Source organism: Ruminococcus sp. 8Y-12 (assembly GCF_058119865.1).
This window is the reverse complement of record NZ_CM176623.1, coordinates 1,443,414-1,465,040: the sequence shown is the minus strand read 5'-3', so window position 1 is coordinate 1,465,040 and position 21,627 is coordinate 1,443,414. Positions and strand designations below refer to the sequence as shown.

Here is a 21,627-nt window from a genome sequence, read left to right as displayed (position 1 = left end):
AGGATCTCCTTTTCAATGGGCTTTTCTTACTCTTGAAAATCATCTTACGGTCTGTGCATTATTGCACAGACCTTCAGATACGTTACCATGCTATTAAATTTCCCTATGTTTTCTTATCAAATTATTCCTGATAATCAAAAGCGTTCAGGTTGTCCGCATTGTCCTTTGTGATTGCGATACAGTCTACCAACTGTTTCTCTTCCAGACCGGTTGTGCCGTTCTTCAGGTAATCATCTGCCTGTACGGCTGCCATACGTGCGATCTCTGCACACTGCTGAAGTGCGGTAGCCAGGATCGTACCCTCTTTGATCTTATCTCTCACATCGTCAGATCCGTCCACGCCGATGATCTGTACATCTTTCAGGCCTGCTGCTGCGATGGCTGCCTCAGCGCCCATTGCCATGGTATCATTTCCGCAGATAACGCCCTTGATGTCCGGGTGGGACTGTAAAATGGTCTCCATCTTCTCAAACGCCTCTGTCTGCTCCCAGTTTGCGGACTGCTGTTCTACCATAACCAGATCCGGATACTGATCAATTACTTCATGGAATGCAGAAGAACGAACGGCTGCATTTGTATCAGATTCTTTACCTAACAGCTCAACATACTCGCCTTCTTCGCCCATTGCCTCTACCCAAACTTCAGCCACTGCCTTTGCTCCCTGGTAGTTGTTTGCTACGATCTGTGAAATAGCTACACCCTCTTCGTTGATCTCACGGTCAATGAGGAATGTGGGGATTCCGGCATCTCTGGCTTTCTTTACTGCCTCAATGGTTGCGTCAGCACCTGCGTTGTCACAGATGATTGCCGCAGCTTTATCCGCGATGGCTGCCTCGAAGTGCTCCATCTGTTTTGTGGCGTCATCATCGTGGGACAGTGTCTTCACTTCATAGCCTAACTCCTCAGCCTTTTTCGATGCAGCGTCTGCCTCAGTACCGAAGAACGGATTGGAGTGTGATGGTGTGATAACATAAAGGATATTACTTCCTCCTCCCGGAAGCGCCTCCGCTGCCTCTGACTCTGTAGCCTCCGTAGCCGGAGCTTCTGTGTCCTGAGCCTCTGTAGCTGGGGCATCTGTAGCCGGTGCCTCTGTGGCCGGTGCCTTTGTAGCTGCCTCAGTCTGAGGCGCTGCGGCTGTCTCCGGCGTCTTTGCTCCTCCGCATCCTACCAGCATGGAAGCTACCATAGCTGCGCTCAACAGTACACCTAACATTTTTTTCTTCATCTTATTGCCCTCCCATAACATATATTGGTTTAAAAGTTTTATAAAGATTTATATAAATTTATTTAAAGAAACCACATAAATCTTTACATAAACATAGTTTAGCAAAATGAATATGGAGAAAAAATAACGATTCTGGTATAAAACAGTACGATTCTGCTTTTCTTTTCTGATTTTGCGTTTTGGAACAGATTTGTGTAAATATTTAAGAAAATCTGTTTAGCCAGGCTGCCGGCCGCAGGGCACAAAAAAACCACCCTTTTCACTCTAGATGTGAAAGGATGGCTTCTGGCCTTTACTTATTCTCTTTCCATTTTAAAAACTGCTCCCTTTTATTCTCAATCACCTGGTCAATCCCATTCTCCTCCAGCTCCCGGTTCATTTCGTCAAGCCCCTCCCTGGGATTTACCAGTCCGTTTTCCAGGATCACCTTATACTTTTCATAGATGGATTTCAGTGCAAAGTACTCTGTTGACACCTGAGAGATGTCAAAGTTAAACCCAATGTCGCAGGCATGGATGGACTTCTCATTAAATTCCCGCATCTTCTCCCACAGATCCTTTGGATTTCCCTCCCAGACATGAGTGATAAACTGATTCGGCATTCTCCAGGCATTTTTTATGAAGATATTTACATTCATTCCCTCAGGAAAGGTGATGAAGCCGTCCTCAGTCTTTACATAGTGCTTGCCTTCTATTCCGTAGGACAGTAGATTCATAATATCCGGGTCTGTGTAGAGCAGGTTCAGAAGCTGCATGGACTTTTCTGCTGAGACGGTATTCTCCGTGATGACCCAGGGATATGCTGCTATGGAATTGTAGCTGATGGCATTCTCCCCAAACTGCACAAACACCAGCTCCCGGCCGCATCCCAGAATTTCCTGCTGCAAAATTCCGGGTTTTCCTATGGTCTGAAAGGAGAACAGATCCCCGTCCTGGATTCTGTCGGCGATCCCCCTAGTCTCCTGGATCACCTCGTCCCCCATAAATCCCTTTAGGTACCAGCGGCGTACTCTCTTTAACGCATCGTAATAGAGGTCTGACTCAAAGATATTGGTCAGTTCCTCATCCCTTCCATAGTCCATATGGACACCGCTGGGAAAGTTGTACATTCCGTCTGCAAAGTACAGGTTGGAGAGCATACTACCTGAACGGTTGGCTACCATCACCATATCCGGCTCTCTCTCCTGGATAAATTCATACAACTCTTCCAGGTCTTTAAGATCCTTCAACTCCCCGGGGTCAATATGATACTTGTCGAGAATGTCCTTTCGCAGCATATAGGCATTCCACCCTGCTGCGTAATCCCGGTTATTGGGAAGTCCGTACAACACTCCGTTAATATCGCAGGCGTGGATCGTCTCCTCACCCACCTCCTCTATGATTCCCTTCCCGTACTGCTCCAGCAGCCCGTCCAGAGGGTGCAGGTACCCTTTCATATACATCTCCAGGTACATGCTTCCATTGGCAGAGATAATATCCAGAGGCTCCTTCCCTGCCAGCATCAGGTTAATCTTTGTGGAATACTGGCTCTCCATCACCTTAAACTCAATCTCAACCCCCAGCTTTTCTCTGGTGATCTCATTGATGGCTTCCTCTACAAGCCCCTGGTCATGGGTCAGCGCTGCACTGCAGGGATAGGCCATGACCAGCTTTGTATACTCTTTATCTTCTCCCGTTCCCTCCCCAGTCTCTCTCCGGGATCCGCCGCAGCCCGTTCCCACTGCTGCAAGGAGTAACAGAAGAATCGTTCCTGCCAGAATCTTTTTCATGTATTCACCTCATTTTCGCCTCTTCCGTCTCTACAGGCAGGTCAATATTTACTACCGCTCCGCCCATCTGCCGGTTCGCAAACACCATCCTGAACCGATCCTGGTACAGAATCTCCAAACGCTGGTACACATTGTATATTCCAATATGCTCTCTGCCAAGGTCATGTATGATTTCATGCTTTTTAAGCTTTTCCAGAACCTCAGGCCTAAATCCCTCTCCATTGTCCTGAATATAAAGGTTCAGATACCAGCCGTTGAAAGAATCTCCCTGGAGGGTGATTACTATCTTGATCTTCAGCTGTATATCCGGTGAAAACTGGTGTTTAACAGCATTATCCACAAAGGTCTGGACCAGCATAGTGGGAATCCTCATTTTGCCCAATGAGGGCTCCATAATGATTTCAATGTCAATCTGATCCTCATAGCGCAGTTTCTGCAGCCTCCAGTAGCTGTCCACATGCTCCAGCTCCCGCTCCAGCGGAATCACTGTGCTGTTTGTGAGGGAATAACGCATATATTTGCTCAGGTATACGGCTGCTTCTTCCACCTTATCGTTCTCCCCGCACATGGAAAGATTCCGGATCAGATTCATACAGTTGGTTAGAAAGTGCGGGTCTATCTGTACCTGGAGGTATTGCAGTTCCGCATTCTGCTTGTTCAACATTTCTTCATAAACATCGATTTTCAGCTGCTTAATCTCCTTTGTCATGGACTCAAAGGCCTCATTGACTTTTTGAAATTCCTCGTAATTGCCACGAGCCTCAACCATAACGTCCAGATCCCCGTCCTTTAACCGGTTCATAGCCAATACCAGATTGTCCAGAGGTCTCATAAAAAATCTCTGAAAGGTTAGCCAGCAGGCTGCCACCAGCACAACCAGGCCCAGAATGGCGGTCACTACCGAGATCATAGCGGGGTCGTCCCAAGCTAGCACTCCCTGGTGTCTCTCCACCATCAGCACCACAGAGAACCCCCTGTCCTTCACCTCTGAGGTGAGTCTAACATACTTATGGCCCTTGATCTGCTCAGCCTTCACCTCCGTCAGAGAATTTCCCTTCTGATCATAGATGCGCACCAGATACCCTTTGTCCGTATCCACCATCTCCTCCGCCTGCGCAACCAGCTTATCCGCCCTCACCCAGCTCCCCACATAGACCCCCTGAAGGTCCAGCATCTTTATCAGATAGTAGTTTCCCTGAAGATGGGCGGCAAACCAGCCTCTCTCCTGCCCCTCTGTCTTCTCAAACATGTCTGTGAGACTCTGTATATGATACTTGATTGTAGTATTTTCCTTGCTGCTGACCCCGCTTCCGATGCGTCCCTGATACACGTCCGCAGCGGGACAGTACATGAACAGGCCGTCTATGTCCTTGAACCGTTCTATGGACTCCCTGTAATAGGATGCGATCGCAAGCTCCGCCAGATATCGGTCTATCTCTTTTTTGGGATTCTCCAGTTTCTGAAACTCCACCCCCATCTGGTTCTGTGCAACCAGAAAATTTTCCACTTCCCCCAGGCTGTCACTGAGCATCTTTGTGTAAAAGTCCAGGGACCGCTCCAGAGAGGTCAGAAACTGCTCATCCTTCATTTGATAGATATAGATATTGTAGGAGATCACAAAAGCGCTCATCACCAGCATAATCGCCCCAATCATAATCAGCATTCGATACCTCAGGGCATGAAACCATTTCATACGGATTCCTGTTCCTTTCTAAATTCCTTGGGTGTCATCCCGGTTGCCCGCTTAAACAGCTTGGTAAAGTAGGCGGTATTCGTATACCCCACCTTCTGGGAGACTTCAGAAATTCTCCCCTCTGTGGAACGCAGCAGGACCTTGGCTCTCTCCAGTCTGGCGTGTATGATATAGTCTGATATTGACATCCCTGTCTTTTCTTTAAAAATATGTGAGAGGTAATCCGGATGCAGAAACACCTTGGCCGCCAGATCGCTCCTGGTCAATTCCTCCTGGAGGTTTTCCTCTATGTAAGTCTCCAGCTTGCGTACAATGTTTGGAGTCTTTTCTGTCTCATAGCTGTAGGAGGCCAGAAATTCTATAAGTTCCCGAATCCATATCTGCATGTCCTCAATGGAATGGGAGGACTCATTGAACAGGGGCACCAGTTTTTCATTTTTCAAGATAGAGTTGGCCTGAATACCCCGTTTTTTCAAGGCCCCGTACAATTCCTGCAGAAAGTCGTGCTGAAAGCAGTTGAGCACATGGCCGTTTGCCTCCCCGGAAGCTCCCAGCGTATTCAAATAGCTCTCCATCTGCAGGATTACTTTACGGTATCCCGGCTCAAAAAGCTCCCGAATCCATTTTTCCATATCCGGCTTCTGATATTGGCCTGATCTCTGCTCCAGCTTATGAATCCGTACTATTCCTCCGGACTTTTTCACATCATTGTCCTCTGACTGCAACAACGCGAAGGCAGTCTTCCGGACTTGGGAGATCTCCGCGGGTTTGTCCACATAGCAGGTGATACGGCAAAACCCCAGGATCGCTCTGCACTGCTGAAGCATCAGCTCCAGTTTTTCCGTGACAACCTGCTCCGGCTGAGTATCCATGCGATAGAAAATGAGAATTCTATGTTTCTCGTTGAGCAGATTCTTTTCCCCGGGGGATTCCCACAGCAGTTCTGACAAAACATTCTCCAATGCAAACTCAATGGTTGAGTCATCCCAGGCACTCCCCTTTCCGTGCTTTCGCTCCCATGCCACCAAAATCGGGAAAAAACGTTCCCCCTCTTTCAGAGAGAGACCGTGCGCCTGGGCCATATGTGCGTAGTCGATGGAGATGCTGCCCGTATCACTCTCCAACAGCCTTCTCCAAAATTCCTTCCGTAGAATCTGCTGGCTGGAGTTCCAGCGCTCTGCATACTTGCGGTTCTGCTCAATCTGCTCATTGAGCCTCACCTGCTCCGCAGCGGCATTCAGGGCCGCCTCCAGCTCTTCTTTCACTACCGGCTTTAGAATATATTGAATTACCCCCAGCCGGAGAGCCTCCTGCGCATAACTGAAAACTGCATGGCTTGTCAAAAAGATCGGGATTGTATCCAGCCCCTGTTCCCGTATCCATTCCACCAGCTCATGCCCGCTTCCCCTGGGCATCTCTATGTCGCTCAAAAGTACCGTTATGTCGTGAAGCTCCATCACCTCCACGGCCTGTTTTAAGCTGTAGGCACAGTATATCTCGTCCACACCAAACTTGTGCACGTCAATCATGCGACGTATCACTTCTACCTCCAGTTTCTCGTCATCTACAATCAAAATATTCAAACCGCCGTCCCCCTGTTGCCCGTACTCAAACGTTTTCACTAGTTTTAAGTAAATTTTCACAAAAATGTTTCGTTATTTTACTCCAAATATATCCCTTTTTTCAAATTTTGTCTACTATAAATTTATCCGCCCCCTCGTTCCCAAAAGGTCTGGCTGATTTATGCGCCGCTTAGTGCCTTAAGGCATCCTTCCATGCAGTAAAAAAGAATCCTGCGGAGCATTTTTTATTTCATAGGACGAACTTTCCTATGAAGATTAGGGTGTCAAAAGGTCAGTGACCTTTGATATAAATTTGTACCTTGAAAATTTAACACGATATATATCGTAAATACCTGATATTTGTTATAATTAAGTTATCAAATATGGAGGTGATGAAATGGCTTTTGTTGCTAATAATAATCAACAATTATCTTTAATGGATAGTACTTTCAATCTTACTGAAAGAGAAAAACGCGTATTGGAAAAATCATGGGCAAAAGCTTTTGCTGAGTATGTTTTTCCTGCTATCGATGAAACTATTTTTTCAGAATTGTATAGCAGTAAAGCGTCACGTCCAAATACTCCGGTAAATGTTATTGTAGGTGCTCTTATTCTAAAAGAAGCTCTTGGAGATACGGATGATGAATTGGTAGAAGCGCTTATGTTTGATGTTCGTTATCAGTATGCACTTCATACAACAAGTTTTGAGGAACAGCCCCTTAGCGATAGAACGCTCAGCCGGTTCAGAGCACGTGTGCTGGCTTATGAAACAGAGCATGATGTTGACCTCATTCATGAATGCACTGTAAAAATGGCGAAGGAACTGTCAGAATTTATGAAAATCACTCCAAATATGCAGCGAATGGACAGTCTTATGATTGCAGCTAATATTAGAAATCTTTCATTACTGGAGCTTTTCTATACTTGCGTTGCAAATTTAGCAAAGATTATGAATCAACGTGAAAAAGAAATCCCTGAGAAACAACATCATTACATCGAAAAAGATGATTATAATCGTTGCATCTACCATAAAAGGGATATGGATGCTGCAGAAAGAACCATTGCTGTAATGCACGATGCCGAAGTGCTTATTCAACTGTGTGATAATACAGGTGACTTTGATGATACAAGTGAGTACCAACTTCTAATTCGCTTGCTAAAAGAAAGAACGATTATCGACGATGATGGTTCCCGCCGCCTTCTTGAAAAAAAAGAGATTAAAAATACTTCTGAAGTTTTGTTAAATCCTTCAGATCCAGAGGCGACGTTTCGCTATAAAGCTGGTGGGAAAAATCTCGGGTATGTTGGTAACGTAGTAGAATCTGTCGGTGAAACAGGCAGTCTTATCACTGATTATTCATATGAAAAAAATGTCTATGCTGACAATCAATTCATGAAAGATTATCTTCACAACCAGCAGACTTTTGAAGAGGAAGCATTTATAGTCGCTGATGGTGCTTACAGTGGTGAAGAGAATTCCAGGCTGGCAAAAGATCATAATCTTAAGCTTGTAACTACAAACTTTACAGGACGCAAACCAGATGAAATCTATGCTGAATTCAAGTTTACGCAGGACGGACAGTATTTGATAGAATGTATAAATAAGTGTGCTCCAGAAGAATGCATATACGATCCGAGTAAGGATCGTTCGGTTGCATATTTTAAAATTGAGACCTGCAACTCATGTCCCTACAAAGAAAAATGTCTGCCCCGCTTCTTAAAAACAAGAGTCCGGAAAGAGGTCTCATGGAAATCGGTTGGAAGAGCAAAACAATTACAGTATATGAAAACGGAAGAATTCAGCCAGTATGCCCGCTTTCGCAATGGTGTAGAAGCAATTCCGTCTCTTCTTAGGAGAAGATACCACGTAGATAAAATACCAACGCATGGAAAGTACAGAACCCGTTTTCATTTTGGGTTCAAAATAGCGGCACTAAATTTTCAAAAGCTATTAAATTACACTAATAGCCTGGCTAACTGTGACCCAAAATTAAAAGTAGTATAAAAAGTCATAGGAAGATACTTCATCAGGTAACCTCTAACTACCATCTTTTATTGTCTAAAACCATTTCGTGTTAAATTTTCAAGGTACAAGTAAATATCGATTATTATTTAAGTGGCTTTTGACACCCTAATCCTATGAAAAAAAGTCCAGCTTGCAAAAAGCTGGACTGTATCTTTGCCGGTAAATTATTCTCCCTGTAATTTTCTTCCGATATATTCCGGAACCTGATCCACCTGAAGCCCAAGAGCCACCGCCAGTTCTCCAAACAAGAGGTTTTCCGCCTTTTTCATACTCTCCGCCTCATTGATGGTCAGGCTGCGCCCCCGCTCACGTTTGTTCATCCCCAATTGAAACAGTCCATTGACCATGGCCGCCCATTTCTCTTTGTCGCCGGACACCAGCATCTCCTTACAGGCCTGCAGCCGTTCGTTACGGTTGGCATACTTCTCCACCTGAAACTTTGGCAGCTGCTCAATAAAGACTTCCGCTTCCTCTCTGCTGATCACCGGGCGCATCACCACCTTTTGGTTGTCAACAGGTATATAAATCATACTTCCCCTGTCAAAGACCGGTACCAGGGTATAGTACAGTTTTTTATCCCTCATGAAACTCAGTCTTGATATCTCCTTCACCTGGCATACTCCCACGGTTCCGTACATCATGTAATCTCCTGCCTTAAACTGAAGCGCCATTTCCATGCAAATTCCCTCCTAATGCGCATTATATCCTTTTTGCTTCCTCACAAAAAGAATAGCCTGTGCCCACGGCTGGATTAACACTACGGTCCACACGCTATTCTCAGATTTATTATAACAGGATTGAGTATTTGATGTAATAGTATAATTTCACAAAGTTATAGTATGCTATTTTTATATAATATAACCTATTTCTCGGTATTGTCTATATATAACACCTACCTCCCTTTTAGCACTCCTAAATCATTTTCTTACAGTCAGCGCAGTAAAATGCGCAGACCTGTTGAATCGTTATCTTATATCATCATTTAATCACAACAGCAAATTTCCCTGTCTGCTCAAACAGTTCCTGAAAGGCATTCATATCCCTCTCGATGATTCCTTCCAGGGGATCATTGACGGTCACTGTATTCTGCTCCATGTCATACCCGGACAGCACTACGCAGTGCTCCTGACTGTACCAGGGATAGGTTATTCCGTTTCGCTCATAGATCTCCTCTGTAAACTCTGGCTCTGACATATACATGGTGTGCCAGAGAATCACAGGAATCCCCTCTGCCAGATACTTCTCCAGGAGCACATCAAAGTCAGTGCCCGTCACATCCTCCGCCACCTTCCCGGCTCCCTGTTCGGACAGGTAGCTGTTGGCAGTCTCTACAATTGTCGGCGGAAAGCATCCGGCTCCCTGCCGGGACTTGGGATCACCCACATATCCTCTCGTAAAATCACCATCTTCGCTGTAAACCAGATATTCATCTGCAATGGTGGTCTTCTCCAGATCGTACCCCTCATACATCAACGCCATAGTCAGCGCCACGGACTCGCATCCGGTGGGAAGCTCCGGTTTCTGCAACAGCTCCGGTACGTCCAGTTGAACGGCCTGGGGGGCCTGGGACTCCTCCTGGACAATCCGGGACGGCTCGATCTGCTGCACATGCTCCATGACATATGCTTTTTCTGAGGTCTCCTGACTCTCCAGATCCATAGATCCCTTTTCCCCGCACCCTGCGGTCCCCACCAGGGCCGTTACCAAAAACACGGCAAATATTCTGTGCCTTATCCTCATCCTAATCCCCATCCACTCTGCTATAATTTGCGGCGCATAAACAGATCGGCCGTCTGATTCTGATTGTACCGCTCTGTCTCCTGAAAGCCCCTTTTTCTGTAGAGCATCACTGCATTTTGGCTGGTGCTCAGTGTATCCAGATACATCCATTGATATCCGCTGCCTCTGGCATAAGCCACAGCCGTGTCCAGCAGCCATCCCCCATACCCGTATCCCTGAAAATCACGGCTTAAGTATAGGCACTTTAACTCGCAGCATCTGTCGTCCTTAAGCCGTCCCAGCGCTGCAGTGCCGATTATCCTTGCCTCAGCCTTCAAGACCCAGAATTTCACAAATCCGGACCCCGGATGCCGCAGATGTCTATGTCTGCCAAAAGGCTCGTAGACACGCCCGGATTCGGGAAGGCAGACATGAAAAAACGCGTCCAGTTCCCCCTGCATTTGTTTTTCATATTCCATCAGCTCTATCATCTGCGGTTCCTTCTATTCTACGGATTGCGGTAACTTGTTCCGGCCTGCCGGGCCGAAACGCTCTATAATGTTCTATAATAGCACAAACTTCCCTGTTTTACTACTGGAATTCCCCAAAGCTTGTTTGCAGATCTTCCGGCTAAAAAACAGCTTCCTCCGGCGCAGCCTATAACGAACCTTGCCCGTTCTGAACTGTTCCGTATGTGCAGTAAATACGCATACCTGCCTAAGCTGTTACCAGATTCTTCCTGGCCGGATAAGGCTATCCTATCTAAGCACAGCCCCCGAACAGCCAGATGTAACCTCCCTTGCGTACCGCGCCAGATACCCGCTCTTCACATTGGAGGGCTTTGGAGTCCACTCCCTCTTTCGTACCTCCAGCTCCTCTTCTGAAACCAAAAGCTCCAACCTATTTTCTGTAATGTCTATCTCAATCAGATCCCCGTTTCTCACAAGCGCAATGGTTCCGCCCACTGCCGCCTCCGGTGATACATGCCCGATGGCCGCTCCCCTTGTGGCTCCGGAAAATCTTCCGTCTGTGATAAGGGCCACGCTGTCCCCAAGGCCGCTGCCCATAATAGCCGACGTGGGATTTAGCATCTCCCGCATTCCCGGGCCGCCCTTGGGACCTTCGTACCGGATGACCACCACATCCCCCTTCTCGATTTCCCCCTTATAAATAGCCTCCAGGGCCTCCTCCTCACACTCAAATACCCTGGCTCTTCCTGTGTGCCTCATCATCCCGGTATCCACTGCTGAGCGTTTCACCACTGCTCCCTCCGGGGCCAGACTTCCCTTTAAAACAGCGATCCCCCCTTCCGGGCTGTAGGGCTCCTCCAGGCTGCGGATCACCTGGGAGTCCTTTCTCTTTTTATTCTCAATGCTCTTACTCAATGGGCCGCACGTACAGGTCAGACAGTCCGTGTACAGCAGTCCGGCTCTGCTGATCTCATTCATCACAGCCGGTATGCCCCCGGCCTCATGCAGATCTTCAATAAAATGTTCCCCTGCCGGCGACAGATGGCAGATGTTTGGAGTCTTTTGGGAAATCTCATTCACCATCTCCAGATCCAGTGTGATTCCGCATTCCCTTGCAATAGCAGGAAGGTGCAGAACACTGTTGGTGGAGCATCCCATGGCCATATCTACGGCAAGGGCATTTGCAAATGCCTTCTCCGTCATAATATCTCTGGGACAGATTCCCCTCCTCACCAGCTCCATGATCTGCATCCCCGTCTCCTTTGCCAGGCGAAGCCGTTTGGAATATACAGCAGGAATTGTACCATTTCCACTCAGAGCCATACCCAAGGCCTCCGTCAGACAGTTCATGCTGTTTGCCGTAAACATTCCGGAACAGGAGCCGCAGGTAGGGCACGCATTCTGTTCGCACTCCTTTAACTCCTCCTCCCGAATTATTCCACTGTGCAGACTTCCCACTGCCTCTGCCGCATCCATATAGCTGAGTCTCCTCTTTCCTGACCGCCCTGCAAGCATGGGACCCCCGCTGACAAAAATAGCGGGGATGTTCAATCTGACGGCTGCCATCAGCAGACCGGGTACATTCTTATCACAGTTTGGAATCATCACCAGCCCGTCAAAGGGATGGGCCATGGCCATGGCTTCCGTGGAGTCCGCAATCAGTTCTCTGGTCACAAGGGAATACTTCATGCCCTCATGCCCCATGGCAATGCCGTCACAGACAGCGATTGCAGGAAATACGAAGGGAATTCCTCCGGCCTCCAACACACCCTGTCTGACCGCAGCCGCGATCTTGTCCAGGTTCATATGTCCCGGAACAATCTCATTGTGCGAACAGACGATTCCGATAAAAGGTTTTTCCATCTCCCTCTCTGTTACCCCCAGTGCACCAAGCAGAGCCCTCTGTGGGGCCGCATTAATCCCTTCTTTTATTCTGCTGCTTCTCATACTTCTCCTCCTTCTTAATCCGTATTTTTTATTGTATGATATATTATATGTTGTATGATGTCTTTTGTCAATGTATACATACTATGTATTTGCCTCCCCACTCTGCAGAGAATTCTAACTCAGTATCATAGGGAATTCCGAAGGACTTTCCTATGGTATAAAAAAAACTCTCTTTGGCAAAATTGTCAAAAAGAGTTGTTATTCTCCACACTATTTTTTTATATCCAGCTGGTCAATGGCGTGAAGGATATGTATCTTCATCGCATAACGGGCGCCCTCTGCATTTCTGTTTTTCAGAAACTGCATTAACATCCTGTGATCTGAAATGGTATCCTCCACAGCTTCCTTCTTTGCCTCAGAAAGTATCACCCCTTTGTCAATGGCTGCAAATATGATAGGCATCAGCCGGTTCATAAACTCGTTGTGCGTGGCCCTTGCTATGGTTTTGTGAAATTCCCGCTCTTCCTTTGTCCGGTCCTTTCCATCCTGAATCAGTTGTTCAATCTGCTCCCCCAGCAGGAAAATTTTCTGCATCTCCGCCTCTGTTCCCCTGAGGGCCGCATAGTATGCAGCCTCAGGTTCAAAGATCAGACGCATCTCATACAGGTCCCTGGCTCCCACTTTTGCTGTCGCCAAGTCTGAAAGTCTGTCCATGGACTGATCAGAGAAATCTGGTCTCACATAAGTCCCTCTGCCCCTCTGTATCTCTACCACCTGGCCCGCTGCCAGGATGCGCACTGCCTCCCGAAGTGTGGTACGGCTCACTCCCAGCATCTCAGAAAGCTCATTCTCATTAGGAAGCTTTTCCCCAGGCTTATATTTTTTATCTATTGCTATCATGGACAGTATGTTGTCCGCTGTCTGTTCCGACAAACGTTTTCCCATGATGTATTCTCCTTTTTTAATTTCCATCACCCTCTTCTTATAGCTCTCACAATCAGCATCATCGGTCTGCGCATCTCATCCGCCATTCCCGGAAGGTGCATCATACTCTCAGGCGGTTGAGGTTCTACAATATTCTGCAGTTCAAAACCATTTTGCAGCAGCGTATTTAAGTAGGTGGTCAATGTCCTGTGATACTTTGTAACCTTCTCTCCCAAAAATACGGCATCCCGTTTCCCTTCATAAAAGTACCGGTCCACAGGGAAATGGAGTATGTTTCCATCTGTATCATAATGCCAGTCCTGAGAACCATAAGAGGTGAAAACCGGATGTTCCACAGAGAATACAAAATACCCGCCGCAACCGGTCCATTTGCTGATTTTTTCGGCCAAAGCTTTGAAGTCTTTTATATAGTGAAAGGCCAGAGAACTGATTACAACATCAAAGGAGTTCTCCTCAAATCTCAGATCTTCCATAGCACTGCAGACATATTCTATTTGGGGATGAGTGTTCTTTCTCCGGGCTTCAGCCAGCATCCTTTCTGAGATATCAATGCCAAGCACAGACTTGGCCCCATTTTGTGCTGCATAAATACAGTGCCAGCCGTATCCGCATCCCAGATCCAGGACACGCTTTTGGTCAAACGAAGGCAGCAGCTTCTGCAGCTCTGACCACTCCCCCGCCCCCTCCAGGCCTTTCTGTGACCGGTCCATCTCACTGTACTTTACAAAAAATCTCTCATCATCGTATTTATTTTCTTTCACGTTAATGTCCTCCTCGCTTCTGATATATTGCCAGAGCCATAAGGTTAGTATATATCACGCCTGTCTCAAATACAAGCGCATACACATCCCTGCCATACTACTTTTGTTACATTTTCAAAAATACTATTGAGTGATGTGACATCCATGTGATAATATAGTAAACGGATATGTCCGCTGATGCAGACACCTCCATAAAGGCTTTTATCACTTTACTTTGGGGGATTTTACTATGAGAAACATACGGAATTGGAAAATGAGCCGTTGGTTTCCCGCGATTTTTCTAATAGTTAATCTGATCGCTGTTCTGCTGCTGGTTGAAAGGGAAAACTATTTTATTAACAGCAGTCTGTCTGCCCACGCGCAGAACTACAAAAACAAAACAGAGGAGGTCATGCAAAATTATACCCACTCTTTCCGGCTATTTGCCAATATACTTTCCAGGGAAATTGAGAATAACCCGGAACCGGATGACATCTGGGATTCTCTTAAAGAGCTGGACTCTCAAATGTTTGCCATAGAGGGGGATACATTTGATGGACTTTATATGTATTATAAAGAGCGCTATCTGTATAGCTGGGATACGCCCTTTTCAGAATATGAAAGCACAGGATACGTTGCTACCGAACGGCCGTGGTACAAGGACGCAGTAGAAGGGGACGGTAAAATTGTTTTTACTCCCCCCTATATGAGCTATGCCAACCACTACATTCTCTCCACTATCTCCCAACTCCAACCGGACGGAAAGACTGTGTTTGCCTATGATATTAAAATGGGAGATATTCAGAAGCTGGTTGCCTCTCTTCAAGATTATTCCTCCGAAGAGATGATGATCTTTGATAACAATGGCACGATTATCGGAAGCACAGACACAGACTACCTTGGCAAAAGTTTATCCGCCTCCATATCGGAAACCCAAAACAGTCTGGTAAAAGCGCAGGTCTCACTTGAACAGGCATCAGATGCAGCTGATGAACAGCGCGCAAAACTGCTAGAGCAAGTGGATTCCACAAACGCATTTCTCACTTTCCGCAAACGCTTTGATCATGGACTGTCCGTCCTGACCAATCAACCTGAAAAAGCCACGTATGTGAAAGTGGGAAACAAGCCTTATTATGGATATCTGCTCTGCAGTGACCAGTATAATTTTCTTATTTTGGTTCCTTTTTGGTCCATGTTAATGGACAGCGTTCAAATCTGGCTGCTCCCTCTTTTAGCTTTAGATCTTTTACTGATCTATATCCTGGACCGGATCAGCAAGGGGCAGAAAAACCGTGAGCTGGAGGCCGCCTACATTGAGCTTGGGCAGACTCAAAAAAGATTGGAGCTTGCTTTATCTGCAGCCCAGAAGGCTGCTGCCATCGATGACCTTACAGGCATGATGAATATTAAATCCTTCCGCAAGAAAGTGACTGATTTTCTGGAGACTATGGCTCCGGATGAGAGCAGCATACTCATCATGATGGATGGTGACCACTTTAAGACAGTTAACGACAACTACGGGCACACTATGGGCGATGAGGTTATTAAACTGTGTGCGCAGATGATTATCGGCCGAATCCGTACCGTAGATCTTGCCTCCCGTCTGCATGGAGATGAGTTCTCCATCTTTGTGGCGGGAACAAGCGATTACTCTGTAGCTAAAAAAATTATTGATGACATTAACAGCACTCTGGCAAGCGAAGCTGCCAAGAGACACATGCCTGGAATCACCATGTCAGCCGGCGCGGTAGTTGCCCGCTCGGGGGATACCTATACGGCTCTTGCCAAGGCGGCGGACGCTGCCCTGTATAAGGCAAAACCAACGCACAATGGAGGATTCGCCAGCGCCTCTGTCCATTAGGCATATCTATACCTGAGTTTTGGCGGAAGTCTCTGGAGCATCAGAAGATGCTGCACTTTTTCTCTCTTTTGGCGAATTAAAACGCCTCTGCACTTTTCGCTGGTGCCTCGTCTGAACATAAAAGCGGCAGATATAAACAGCAAGCAGCACTACCCACGAAAATGCCTCCGCATAAGCTATCACCATGTTCCCGAATCTCGCAGCAAACACGTAGGATGCCGCTATCCTGACCCCCAGAGACACTATCCCTGCGATCCCGGAAAAAAGCATGTCCCCAGTTCCCTCAAGAAAACCTCTCACAGCCATAGCCAGACCGTAGACTATGTAACAGCTGGCGATTGCGCGGAAGAAAGATTTTCCTATCTCTACAGATTCACGTGTCAGTCCAAACATGGCGATTAACTTCCCCCCTGCCAAAAGAACCAGGGCTGTAAGGCACAGAGAAACAATGGCAATCATCAGCATCCCCGCTTTCAACGTCTTTTTTGCCCTCTCATGGTCTCCGGCTCCGATATTCTGCGCAGCCACAGTGGCAATCCCAGATCCAAAGTTTACTATCGGGAGTATAATAACCGAGTCTACCCTGTAAGCAGTTGTAATCGCTGCCACGGTCTGCTCCCCAAAACCATTCATAAACCGCTGCAGGAGAAGATTTCCCACAGAACTTGTTCCAGCCTGTACTGCAGGGGGAAGACTAAATCTGGCGCCTCTGGCTATGATGGTCTTTTCAATAGTTTTCCCATTTAAACGAAATCTCAGATGACGGTATCTTTTTACTGCATATGCAACAATAAAAATGGTCATTACGCTCTGGGAAATAACGGTTGCTGCAGCCGCTCCCGCTGCACCATACCGCAGTGCAACCACAAAAATAAGGTCTAAAATCACATTCACTCCGGAACATACAAGAACGGATAAAAACGGCGCTTTGCTGTCACCCATCCCTCTCAGGACTGCAGAGTATATATTGTAGACAGCTAAAAAAGGAATACCCGCAAACAAAATCTGAATGTACTCTTTGGCGGTTCCAAAGATATTTTCCGGCGTATCCAAAAGGAGCAAAATGGAATTTGTAAACAAAATCCCCCCAAGCGCGATCACCAGGAAGATGCCTCCAAGCAATACCACGAATGTAGATAGAGTTTTCTTTACCTCATGCTCTTCCCCCATTCCAAACTGCTGTGCAGCGAGAACGGAGATCCCGGAGGTGAAACCTGTAATCACCGCAATAAACAGATTGTATATAGAGGTAGTTGCCCCGATCCCTGCAAGAGCCAATTCTCCCTCCACATTCCCCACTATAAAAGCATCCACCCAATTAAAGATCTGCTGAAGCAGGCCGCTCAAGATCAGAGGAACTGTAAACAGTACCAAAGTCTTCACAATACTCCCTTGTGTCATATTGTTTCTCATACTCTTTCCTCTCCGTTTCCAGCTGCGAAAAGGCATCCAAAAGCTACCATACAGCATAATCGCCATACCCCAGGGGTAACTTGTGAACGCCTCTTGAAACGCTTTATGGAATTTTCTAATTCCAATGAAACCATTATTCCTTTTCTCTCCGAATACGAATAAGACGTAAAACCTCCTGATACACTCGATTGTCAACGTGGATATCAATCATCAGCCATCTCTGCCCATTCCCCTCTTTCGTAGTTTGGTACAACTCCCGTATTTCTTCGGACATCTGCGGCAAAAGATTTTCTACGCGTTCCCTCTCCTTATTACCTACCACAACCAGCACGGTAAAGTACTTTTCCTTTGGGTAAACTACACACAGAGACTTTCCCGCCTTTTTAAATTTCACATTCCAGCCGCGCGCCCAAACATCCTTACTATACTCTATTCTGCAGACTGCCTTATACTCCTCATCCATGTATTGACAAAATGCCTCAAATAACGGTATGCCAATATACTTACCTATTTCCCCTAATGATGGGATGTAGCTCATATCCTTTATATCAATCATAACGTCTTAATATTCTCCTCTATTTCCCTATTTTTCAGGGTAATTCTTATCCTTCCAATACCACCGCTTGACTTTTCCGTCTCTTTTTCACCGCCCTGAATCTTACAGTGTTAGTTTAGCAGAATAAATATGCCAGCTATGTGTCATGTTTGGTTCCATCTCACCGCTGATTCAGGAAACTGTAGACAGCGCTATCTTAAATGCAACTGCGCATAAATTATCTCTTAATGTTTATGTGCTGTGATAATAGTATAGCTTTTGGCATTTACTGTAATAATACATCCGTCTGTATTAATGTACCAATTTTTACCGCTCCTGGTAATCTGGGCATCCTTAGAATAAATTCTACGCTTGCACCACTCAATCACATAGGCTGTATCTAAAGATAGATTTCTTTTTATACGCTCTTCACCCAATTCGGTGGTGTGTAGTTTATCTAAATTTTTCAATAATTCATTATTTTCAATCATTCTATTTCTATCTCCTGCTGTGACAGATTATTTTCATTTCAAGTAAAAATCCCCCTGCCTTTATTGGAAATTGCCTATCTATCCCTTTGGAACGGTATGGCAATCAGGGTACCGAGATATACGTGTAGATATATTATACCGTAGCACTTACAGATGGACAAGTATCATTATGACATTAACCACGGTATGTAATAGGAACATGAAAAAGAATCCCGCCCGGAGGGCTTTTTATATCATAGGGAATTCCGAAGGACTTTCCTATGATACAAAAAAGCACCAGCCCGTTTAACGGCTGATGCCCACCATGATTTTTCAAAGTATTCCAGCTGGTACTCTATCTTCCCCGATGCTTCTCCTTTTTCTTTTGCTGTTTCAGTTCAAACATCCGCTCAGCTTCTGCCTGTTTCTGCTCCCGGCTCTTAGACTTACGCTCCTGTTTGTCCTGCTCCTGCTGTAATTTCAAAGCCTGTTGAGATTTTGTCCCGATTCCAGCATTTTGCAACTGCTTTCTCACATCTCGCTGCATTCTTTTGGGATTTTTCTTTGATTCCTTCACAACAGTTGCCACAGCCGGACTGTACCGCAAATCCTTATAGTGTCTTGAAATAAACTCCTGTACCTCGTAATCCTTGGGCTCTGCCCCAAACGTCACCTTTGCCGCAGAGAGCTTCCCATCAAAGGTATGCTCAAAAACACCTACCCAGAATGGCTCCTCAAAATACACCGTTAATTTGATACTTACATTGCCCATGACAATCCCTCCTTCATTGATTGAAATGAGCAAAGAACGGACAACCCGGAGGGGCAGGTTACTTACCCTGTAAACCATTACAGGACGGCCGGGCTACCTACCGGCTCTGGCACATCCGAGAATGTGCGTTGCGTTTTTATCTCTGCTTTTGTTTTATAATCAAGTCTTTCGACTGGACTATCTCTGTTTTTGATGTTCATGAATCTTTCGCACTGCAACATAAAAAAACTGTACCGGCCGCTTCTTCTGGCACCACAGTATCCCATCATGTTTAAAACAGCCGTTGTGCTAATAATAGCTGCCTATATTTCTCCAAACTTTATTTCCTGGTAAAATCAGTTTACTACATTTTCATTAAACCGTCCATGGTAAGAGTAATCTTTTAAACAAGTCTTCTTTGGAAATATACTTTGTCAAATTCCAAGGTGTACCTCAGTTCTTTCTTCTTATGGCAAAAAGAATTCATATATTACATTATCCCAGCAATCACCGCGACATGGACTGAGTTAACCTACCTTTTTCATATTCCTTTTTTATTTCATACAATTAAGTACCCTGATAATGAAGCACAGACTCTTTTTCTGCGTCTTACTATCAGGGTACCGTTACTCCATGTATTTATTTAATTTTAACAGTCTTTGCCTGCCCTTTATTCCCGAAAAACCGCCGATATTTCTTAAGCTGTTTCTTCGGCACCTTGATCACCGCCTTTTTATGGGTGTTCTTAAATGTTCCCTTCCCAACCTTCTTCACATTACTGCTTTTCACAGTAATGCTTTTCAATTTCACACATCCGTTAAAGACATTCTTTCCGATTGATATTACATTTTTTCCAATCGTAACTATACTGAGCTTTTTATTTTTATAAAATGCTTTATCGGATATTGATGTAACTTTATAGATGTGTCCCTGTATTTTTATTGTTGCCGGAATAGTCGCGCTGGTGAGGTTTTTCTTAACCGGCTTTGATAGCAGGTAAGCGCTGCATAAAATAGCGTATTGATTTTTCTGAATTCATTATCCTTTAAAAAATTCATACCATACCATTATTCAAACTACAGGATTGCTGCATTGCTTCTGACCATGGCATCAGTTCCTCCAGGATACTATCGGGGCTCATTTTCGTGGTCCAGCATCTTGGTCACTACTGTTTCCAGATAGAGGCGGATGTTCAATTCCTTTCCTTTTTTTCTTAGGAATGGATTCAAGTTGGAGGGTGCAAGTCTCATATTGCATTTCTATATGAAATCAAAATATGACTTGGGCCAAATAATACGGAAGCTATAATTAACAGCACCGACCTACTCATAATTCCACTAAAAAGAAACAAAACTGAGGGAATAACTGAAAGCGCCAATGCTCTAAAAACGCTGTTTTTCTTAAAGCAGACAATCCAAATAGTACAGTAGAGCATTACTAATATTATATCCACAATAAGATATACTGCAAATCCTTTATCAGACCACCAGCCAAACCATGTCCCCGGAATATTTATTATCATAAATCCAAAACAGCCAAATCGTCCGATTTGTTCTATTACCTCAACATATTTATTTTCCCATTTGTTTAAAAAACCATCTTTACACTTAATCGCAAAGATAATATTGGGTATCATAACCACCGCAATAAAAAGCAATCCGAACACATTAAACCATTCCATATTTATCGCCTCTGTTCCTTTCATTTCCCATCTTTTCCTGGCACTCGCTGCATTCCTTTCCGTGAATGGAAATAATGCCGGCACAATTTAAACAGGTATCTTTTTCTTTCTGTTGTTCCATAAACGCTTCTAAACCATGCTGCCGAAAACAAACTCACTATTTTCCATAAAGCTTGCCTGATATCTTTTGTTATAGCTTTTCTCGGCTATATATACCTGCAATTCCGGCTGATTAATAATTGTTTTTGGGGGGGCTGGCACTCCCTCCAGCACAAAAATAGCTTTGTACAAAAAATCTTTAAGCAAACTATCTTCTTCCGCTAATATTGTTCTGATTTTGTAGTCCATTACCGTCTCCTGCAAATTCTATGTTACCGTACCCTTTTTAGATAGACCATGTCAATAAGTTGTTTTCCATCTTCAAACATAGGATGGTCATAGTTATCCGTAAAAAAGTTTTTTATTCGATGTGATTCTACAAATCCGCATTTCTGATAAAAACTAAGTGCTGAAGGGACATCCCCTGTTCCGACAAGCATTGTCTGACAATCGGTATAATAAGAAAACACAAAATCTATCATACTTTTCCCATAGCCATTTCGTTGGCAGTCAGGCAAAACCGCAATATTTTTAATCTCATAGACGCTGTCTGCTTCTTTAGTGACTACGCATTCGCCTTTTATGCCATCGTTTTCTAAGACAAACATTTCACCACGCTCAAGATATTTATCTATCATATCTTCCTGTTCATCGGCCAGCAACAGCAAGTCCATATATTCTTTTTTATTTCCCCCAAATTTTCTTACAATAATCGGCCGAGTTTGTGTTAATAGTTTTTTCCATTCCATAAATATTTCCCTCCCATTGTTCTCTCATGTACC

At 45.2% G+C, this 21,627-nt stretch carries 20 protein-coding genes; 2 read left to right on the top strand and 18 right to left on the bottom strand.

Going from position 1 to position 21,627, the window contains the following annotated elements:
- Nucleotides 1-121 precede the first annotated feature (121 nt).
- The 4 genes from AC0THY_RS05375 to AC0THY_RS05360 form a co-directional block, all read right to left on the bottom strand.
- A complete protein-coding gene (locus tag AC0THY_RS05375; protein ID WP_489993433.1) occupies nt 122-1,225 on the bottom strand; it encodes a D-ribose ABC transporter substrate-binding protein in 1,104 nt (367 codons plus the stop codon).
- A gap of 292 nt (nt 1,226-1,517) precedes the next feature.
- Nucleotides 1,518-2,993: an ABC transporter substrate-binding protein gene (locus tag AC0THY_RS05370; protein ID WP_489993432.1), complete on the bottom strand. Its 1,476-nt coding sequence runs from the start codon at nt 2,991-2,993 to the stop codon at nt 1,518-1,520.
- Nucleotides 2,994-2,997: 4 nt separating this feature from the next.
- The gene (locus AC0THY_RS05365) at nt 2,998-4,686 is read right to left on the bottom strand and encodes a sensor histidine kinase (RefSeq protein ID WP_489993431.1); all 1,689 of its coding nucleotides are present in this window, start codon (nt 4,684-4,686) and stop codon (nt 2,998-3,000) included.
- Complete coding sequence (locus tag AC0THY_RS05360) at nt 4,683-6,269, bottom strand: response regulator transcription factor (RefSeq protein ID WP_489993430.1); 1,587 nt, start codon at nt 6,267-6,269, stop codon at nt 4,683-4,685. The genes AC0THY_RS05365 and AC0THY_RS05360 overlap by 4 nt, the downstream gene beginning before the upstream one ends.
- A 376-nt stretch (nt 6,270-6,645) precedes the next feature.
- Between AC0THY_RS05360 and AC0THY_RS05355 the strand changes: the two genes are divergently transcribed.
- The gene (locus AC0THY_RS05355) at nt 6,646-8,253 is read left to right on the top strand and encodes a transposase (RefSeq protein ID WP_489993113.1); all 1,608 of its coding nucleotides are present in this window, start codon (nt 6,646-6,648) and stop codon (nt 8,251-8,253) included.
- Between the two features lie 185 nt (nt 8,254-8,438).
- On the opposite strand, the gene AC0THY_RS05350 is transcribed toward AC0THY_RS05355, so the two are convergent.
- The 6 genes from AC0THY_RS05350 to AC0THY_RS05325 form a co-directional block, all read right to left on the bottom strand.
- Nucleotides 8,439-8,951 carry a CarD family transcriptional regulator gene (locus AC0THY_RS05350; RefSeq protein ID WP_489993429.1) on the bottom strand — a complete coding sequence of 171 codons (513 nt, stop codon included), beginning with the start codon at nt 8,949-8,951 and terminating at the stop codon, nt 8,439-8,441.
- A 301-nt stretch (nt 8,952-9,252) separates the two neighbouring features.
- A complete protein-coding gene (locus AC0THY_RS05345; protein WP_489993428.1) occupies nt 9,253-10,014 on the bottom strand; it encodes a C39 family peptidase in 762 nt (253 codons plus the stop codon).
- A 20-nt stretch (nt 10,015-10,034) separates the two neighbouring features.
- The gene (locus tag AC0THY_RS05340; RefSeq protein ID WP_489993427.1) at nt 10,035-10,484 is read right to left on the bottom strand and encodes a GNAT family N-acetyltransferase; all 450 of its coding nucleotides are present in this window, start codon (nt 10,482-10,484) and stop codon (nt 10,035-10,037) included.
- Between the two features lie 267 nt (nt 10,485-10,751).
- On the bottom strand, nt 10,752-12,410 hold the full coding sequence (gene ilvD / locus AC0THY_RS05335; protein WP_489993426.1) for a dihydroxy-acid dehydratase: 1,659 nt from the start codon (nt 12,408-12,410) through the stop codon (nt 10,752-10,754).
- Nucleotides 12,411-12,620: 210 nt separating this feature from the next.
- Nucleotides 12,621-13,295 (bottom strand): FadR/GntR family transcriptional regulator, encoded by a 675-nt coding sequence (locus AC0THY_RS05330; protein WP_489993425.1) that lies wholly within the window; start codon nt 13,293-13,295, stop codon nt 12,621-12,623.
- Nucleotides 13,296-13,321: 26 nt separating this feature from the next.
- Nucleotides 13,322-14,056 (bottom strand): class I SAM-dependent methyltransferase, encoded by a 735-nt coding sequence (locus AC0THY_RS05325; protein ID WP_489993424.1) that lies wholly within the window; start codon nt 14,054-14,056, stop codon nt 13,322-13,324.
- Between the two features lie 229 nt (nt 14,057-14,285).
- Between AC0THY_RS05325 and AC0THY_RS05320 the strand changes: the two genes are divergently transcribed.
- Entirely contained in the window at nt 14,286-15,896 is a 1,611-nt protein-coding gene (locus AC0THY_RS05320) for a sensor domain-containing diguanylate cyclase (protein WP_489993423.1), read from the top strand.
- A gap of 6 nt (nt 15,897-15,902) precedes the next feature.
- Here AC0THY_RS05320 and AC0THY_RS05315 read toward each other — a convergent pair whose 3' ends face one another.
- The 8 genes from AC0THY_RS05315 to AC0THY_RS05280 all read right to left on the bottom strand — a co-directional run bounded on the left by AC0THY_RS05315 (nt 15,903) and on the right by AC0THY_RS05280 (nt 21,594).
- Nucleotides 15,903-17,309 (bottom strand): MATE family efflux transporter, encoded by a 1,407-nt coding sequence (locus AC0THY_RS05315; protein ID WP_489993422.1) that lies wholly within the window; start codon nt 17,307-17,309, stop codon nt 15,903-15,905.
- 133 nt (nt 17,310-17,442) lie between these two features.
- Nucleotides 17,443-17,865 (bottom strand): DUF3788 domain-containing protein, encoded by a 423-nt coding sequence (locus AC0THY_RS05310; protein ID WP_489993421.1) that lies wholly within the window; start codon nt 17,863-17,865, stop codon nt 17,443-17,445.
- Nucleotides 17,866-18,089: 224 nt separating this feature from the next.
- On the bottom strand, nt 18,090-18,335 hold the full coding sequence (locus AC0THY_RS05305) for a DUF3781 domain-containing protein (RefSeq protein ID WP_489993420.1): 246 nt from the start codon (nt 18,333-18,335) through the stop codon (nt 18,090-18,092).
- Nucleotides 18,336-18,669: 334 nt separating this feature from the next.
- On the bottom strand, nt 18,670-19,086 hold the full coding sequence (locus tag AC0THY_RS05300; RefSeq protein WP_489993419.1) for a YjdF family protein: 417 nt from the start codon (nt 19,084-19,086) through the stop codon (nt 18,670-18,672).
- A gap of 618 nt (nt 19,087-19,704) precedes the next feature.
- A complete protein-coding gene (locus tag AC0THY_RS05295; RefSeq protein ID WP_489994148.1) occupies nt 19,705-19,971 on the bottom strand; it encodes a leucine-rich repeat protein in 267 nt (88 codons plus the stop codon).
- A 340-nt stretch (nt 19,972-20,311) separates the two neighbouring features.
- Nucleotides 20,312-20,770: a hypothetical protein gene (locus tag AC0THY_RS05290; protein ID WP_489993418.1), complete on the bottom strand. Its 459-nt coding sequence runs from the start codon at nt 20,768-20,770 to the stop codon at nt 20,312-20,314.
- A gap of 105 nt (nt 20,771-20,875) precedes the next feature.
- On the bottom strand, nt 20,876-21,094 hold the full coding sequence (locus AC0THY_RS05285) for a hypothetical protein (protein ID WP_489993417.1): 219 nt from the start codon (nt 21,092-21,094) through the stop codon (nt 20,876-20,878).
- Nucleotides 21,095-21,117: 23 nt separating this feature from the next.
- Nucleotides 21,118-21,594 carry a GNAT family N-acetyltransferase gene (locus AC0THY_RS05280; protein ID WP_489993416.1) on the bottom strand — a complete coding sequence of 159 codons (477 nt, stop codon included), beginning with the start codon at nt 21,592-21,594 and terminating at the stop codon, nt 21,118-21,120.
- Nucleotides 21,595-21,627: the final 33 nt, after the last annotated feature.

Coding starts and splice junctions, on each gene's coding strand:
- AC0THY_RS05375 (WP_489993433.1), bottom strand. CDS start 1,225: ATGAAGAAAAAAATGTTAGGTGTACTGTTGAGCGCAGCTATGGTAGCT.
- AC0THY_RS05370 (WP_489993432.1), bottom strand. CDS start 2,993: ATGAAAAAGATTCTGGCAGGAACGATTCTTCTGTTACTCCTTGCAGCA.
- AC0THY_RS05365 (WP_489993431.1), bottom strand. CDS start 4,686: ATGAAATGGTTTCATGCCCTGAGGTATCGAATGCTGATTATGATTGGG.
- AC0THY_RS05355 (WP_489993113.1), top strand. CDS start 6,646: ATGGCTTTTGTTGCTAATAATAATCAACAATTATCTTTAATGGATAGT.
- AC0THY_RS05350 (WP_489993429.1), bottom strand. CDS start 8,951: ATGGAAATGGCGCTTCAGTTTAAGGCAGGAGATTACATGATGTACGGA.
- AC0THY_RS05345 (WP_489993428.1), bottom strand. CDS start 10,014: ATGAGGATAAGGCACAGAATATTTGCCGTGTTTTTGGTAACGGCCCTG.
- AC0THY_RS05340 (WP_489993427.1), bottom strand. CDS start 10,484: ATGATAGAGCTGATGGAATATGAAAAACAAATGCAGGGGGAACTGGAC.
- ilvD (WP_489993426.1), bottom strand. CDS start 12,410: ATGAGAAGCAGCAGAATAAAAGAAGGGATTAATGCGGCCCCACAGAGG.
- AC0THY_RS05330 (WP_489993425.1), bottom strand. CDS start 13,295: ATGGGAAAACGTTTGTCGGAACAGACAGCGGACAACATACTGTCCATG.
- AC0THY_RS05320 (WP_489993423.1), top strand. CDS start 14,286: ATGAGAAACATACGGAATTGGAAAATGAGCCGTTGGTTTCCCGCGATT.
- AC0THY_RS05315 (WP_489993422.1), bottom strand. CDS start 17,309: ATGAGAAACAATATGACACAAGGGAGTATTGTGAAGACTTTGGTACTG.
- AC0THY_RS05310 (WP_489993421.1), bottom strand. CDS start 17,865: ATGATTGATATAAAGGATATGAGCTACATCCCATCATTAGGGGAAATA.
- AC0THY_RS05305 (WP_489993420.1), bottom strand. CDS start 18,335: ATGATTGAAAATAATGAATTATTGAAAAATTTAGATAAACTACACACC.
- AC0THY_RS05300 (WP_489993419.1), bottom strand. CDS start 19,086: ATGGGCAATGTAAGTATCAAATTAACGGTGTATTTTGAGGAGCCATTC.
- AC0THY_RS05290 (WP_489993418.1), bottom strand. CDS start 20,770: ATGAAAGGAACAGAGGCGATAAATATGGAATGGTTTAATGTGTTCGGA.
- AC0THY_RS05285 (WP_489993417.1), bottom strand. CDS start 21,094: ATGGACTACAAAATCAGAACAATATTAGCGGAAGAAGATAGTTTGCTT.
- AC0THY_RS05280 (WP_489993416.1), bottom strand. CDS start 21,594: ATGGAATGGAAAAAACTATTAACACAAACTCGGCCGATTATTGTAAGA.